4 protein-coding genes are annotated in these 3,321 nt (G+C 54.2%); 3 read left to right on the top strand and 1 reads right to left on the bottom strand.

Translation table 11 applies throughout. From position 1 onward, the window contains the following. Positions 1–101: 101 nt before the first annotated feature. Positions 102–473 carry a hypothetical protein gene (locus ACVBEF_RS20880; protein WP_447125822.1) on the bottom strand — a complete coding sequence of 124 codons (372 nt, stop codon included), beginning with the start codon at positions 471–473 and terminating at the stop codon, positions 102–104. 230 nt (positions 474–703) lie between these two features. Between ACVBEF_RS20880 and ACVBEF_RS20875 the strand changes: the two genes are divergently transcribed. From ACVBEF_RS20875 to ACVBEF_RS20865, 3 genes are all read left to right on the top strand, one after another. Continuing rightward, positions 704–1,732 (top strand): NAD(P)/FAD-dependent oxidoreductase, encoded by a 1,029-nt coding sequence (locus ACVBEF_RS20875; RefSeq protein ID WP_447125821.1) that lies wholly within the window; start codon positions 704–706, stop codon positions 1,730–1,732. Then, complete coding sequence (locus ACVBEF_RS20870) at positions 1,733–1,873, top strand: DUF2256 domain-containing protein (protein WP_447125820.1); 141 nt, start codon at positions 1,733–1,735, stop codon at positions 1,871–1,873. Positions 1,874–1,913: 40 nt separating this feature from the next. Beyond that, positions 1,914–3,321, top strand: a 1,408-nt coding sequence (locus ACVBEF_RS20865; RefSeq protein ID WP_447125819.1) for a cryptochrome/photolyase family protein, incomplete at its 3' end; no start/stop codon positions are given.

Below are 3,321 nucleotides of genomic sequence, written 5' to 3'. Positions count from 1 at the left end.
GTCTCCGACTCAGTAGTTCTATGCCGAGTACCACGGACAAGCACGAATCGATGAAAGTGCGGCTTTTTTACATGACGTGCAGATTTCGATTGCCGACTACTTCAGACTTTCGCGTGCGCGTAGACTCTGGCTTTTTCTGCATTGACCATCAATTGTTTCTGTACCAACGTTAAATGCAGCAAAGAGGCATCGCCAGCGATCGCGGTGTATTCGTCATCGTGCATCGCCTTAAAGGTGGCGAAGAAAGCGTCGCCCGGCAAGCCGGTATCTTTTTTGACCATCACAACCGAGTAGATTGCCAGATGCGATGGAGCAATGCCGGTACAAGCCGCTTCTAGCGTAGCGTGGACTTTTTGCGCTGGCGTGTTCTTTGGGAAGAAGGCATACAAAGCATTAAAAGCAACATTGTCGCTCGCGCTGGCAGCATTTTTGATGAGTGCCGTGATGGCAGGTAGTTGTGCTTCGATGATCACGAGATTTCTCCAACAGTAAACAGTAATGGGTGAGCCAAGCTTAGTAGCCTTTGGTCGGGGGCGAATTATCCACTATAAATTGCACCCGACGATTCTGTTTGGGATTTATTCTCGGTAACGATCCCTGAAAATGGATTTGTTCGTCACCCATTTTCTTTCAAATGACCTGAATCTGAATGCGGCCCGGCTCCGTATAAGCATTCTTTACCCTATTTTTTAACAGGAGTGCCATGACTACAGTGTCAACTAAGCCATTCAGTTTTGCCGTCGTTGGCGCGGGCATCGCGGGGCTTTCGTGTGCCACTTTACTGCAACAGGCCGGTCACAAGGTCAGCGTATTTGATAAGAGTCGTGGTTCTGGTGGACGCATGAGTACACGCCGCGGTGAGGGCTGGGAATGCGATCACGGAGCGCAATATTTTACCGCACGCGATCCCGATTTTCGGGCCGAAGTTGCACGCTGGCAGCAAGCTGGTGTGGCCGGATTATGGTCTCCCAGACTGCAAGTGTTCAATCCCGCTTCGCTGCAAGAAGCGCAGCCGAGGGAGGCTACCCTTGAACGTTTTGTCGGTACGCCGACCATGACCGCGCCGGCGCACTTTGTAGACCAGACACTGGCGCTCACACATACATCCACGATTCTGCAATTACAACATCAACCCGATGGTTGGCAGTTATTGTCCGATACGTACGGCTGGAGCGATCAACGATTTGATGCCGTCTTGCTGGCATTGCCAGCGCCCCAGGTTGTTCCGCTATTGTCGACAACAGTGCCGGTACTCTCGGCTTTGGCTGAGAACGTGACGATGCAAGGCTGCTGGACCTTGATGCTGCGTTTTGCGACGCCGCTGGCGCTGACATTTGATGCGGCTTTCGTCAATGTTGGTCCGCTACGCTGGATCGCGCGCAATAACAGCAAGCCAGGACGCACTGGCGAAGAAACCTGGCTGTTACACGCTAGTGCCGAATGGAGTGAGGATCATCTGGAGCTAGACCCCGATGTTGTCGCCCCGTTGTTGTTGCAAGCATTTCGCGAACTGGTCGATGTGGTACCAGAAGCCTGGAGTGCGCATCGCTGGCGCTATGCCACCACTGATGCGCCAGCTTTGGCAAACGGTTGTGCATGGGATGCGGAAAACCGACTGGGCTTGTGCGGAGACTGGCTCAACGGCGGCAAAGTAGAGGGTGCGTGGCTCAGCGGAAGGGCGTTGGCACAGCATGTTTTGACATCCTTTGGCGCATCAGACACGGAGCGTTAAATGCGCATGCGCAAGAAAGCTGATCTACCCACCAAAATCTGTACAGGCTGCGGTTTGTCATTTACGTGGCGCAAAAAATGGGCGCTGGTATGGGACGAGGTTAAATACTGCTCAGAACGTTGTCGCCGTACAAAAAAGTAGCGCGATATGCGCTTGATTCCCTATTTTCAAGGAATACACAATGGCAGGTAATGTCAGGTTAACAGCAGCGCCGAAACCGACGCTCAGATTGATTCTGGGCGACCAGCTCAACCCCCGCCACAGTTGGTTCAATGCCATCGATGACACTACCGTCTACGTCTTGATGGAAGTGCGTCAGGAGACCGATTACGTGCTGCACCACGCGCAGAAGATTTTAGCCATTTTTGCGGCCATGCGCGACTTCGGCCAACAGCTCAGGGCTGCCGGACACCGCGTGCACTATCTGACGATAGACGACCCGACCAATCAACAATCGATGCCTGCCAATCTGGACTGGTTGTCTGCGCACTACAACGCTGAGGTGTTTGAATATCAGGCTCCCGACGAGTGGCGGCTGGATCAACAACTAGCCGACTATGCCCAACGGATAAAGATGCCAGCGCGGATGGTGGGGAGTGAACATTTTTACACTGAGCGTGACGAAGCCGCACGCTTGTTTGGGGACCGGCCCAAGTGGTTGATGGAAAATTTTTACCGCCAGATGCGGGTGCGGCATGGGGTTCTGATTGATGACGACAGCAAACCGGTCGGCGGTAAGTGGAACTACGATCACGATAATCGCAAATCCTGGACGGGCACGCCCGCCGAGCCGGTCGATGCGCGCACGCGTCATGATCATTCCGCACTGTGGCAAAGCATCGTCGCCGCTGGCGTTCAAAGCTTCGGGCATCCCAACGCCGACGCGCTGGCATGGCCTCTCAATCGTGCCGAGGCATTGCAGCAGTTGGATGGATTTATTCGCCATGCGCTGCCGCACTTTGGCGCGTTTCAGGATGCGATGAGCAGCAAAGGCTGGCGCTTGTTTCATTCGTTATTATCGTTTGCGCTCAATACCAAAATGCTCAATCCGTCCGAGGTGGTGGCGCAAGTCGAAGCTGCCTGGCGTGCTGATCCTGAGTCTATTCCGCTAGCCGCAGCCGAGGGTTATATCCGACAAATTCTGGGCTGGCGCGAATTTGTGCGTGGCATTTATTGGACGCATATGCCGGGCTATGCGGACCACAATGTGTTCAATCACACGTTGCCGCTACCGGCATGGTTTTGGACCGGCAAGACGCAGATGCGCTGCCTGTCGCACGCGATCGGCAATTCGCTTGAGCATGCGCACGCCCACCATATCCAACGGTTGATGTTAATCGGTAACTTTGCGCTGCTGGCCGGACTGGACCCGGTGGCGGTACATCGCTGGTATCTGGGCGTCTACGCCGATGCATTTGAATGGGTTGAGTTGCCCAATACGCTGGGGATGAGTCAGTTTGCCGACGGCGGCATACTGGCGACTAAGCCGTATGTATCGAGCGCGGCTTATATCGATCGCATGGGGGACTATTGCAAAGGTTGCCACTACGATAAAAAACTCCGGCTGGGCGAACGTGCTTGTCCTTTTA

Source organism: Glaciimonas sp. GG7 (assembly GCF_052976905.1).
This window is presented reverse-complemented; position numbering and strand designations above follow the sequence as displayed.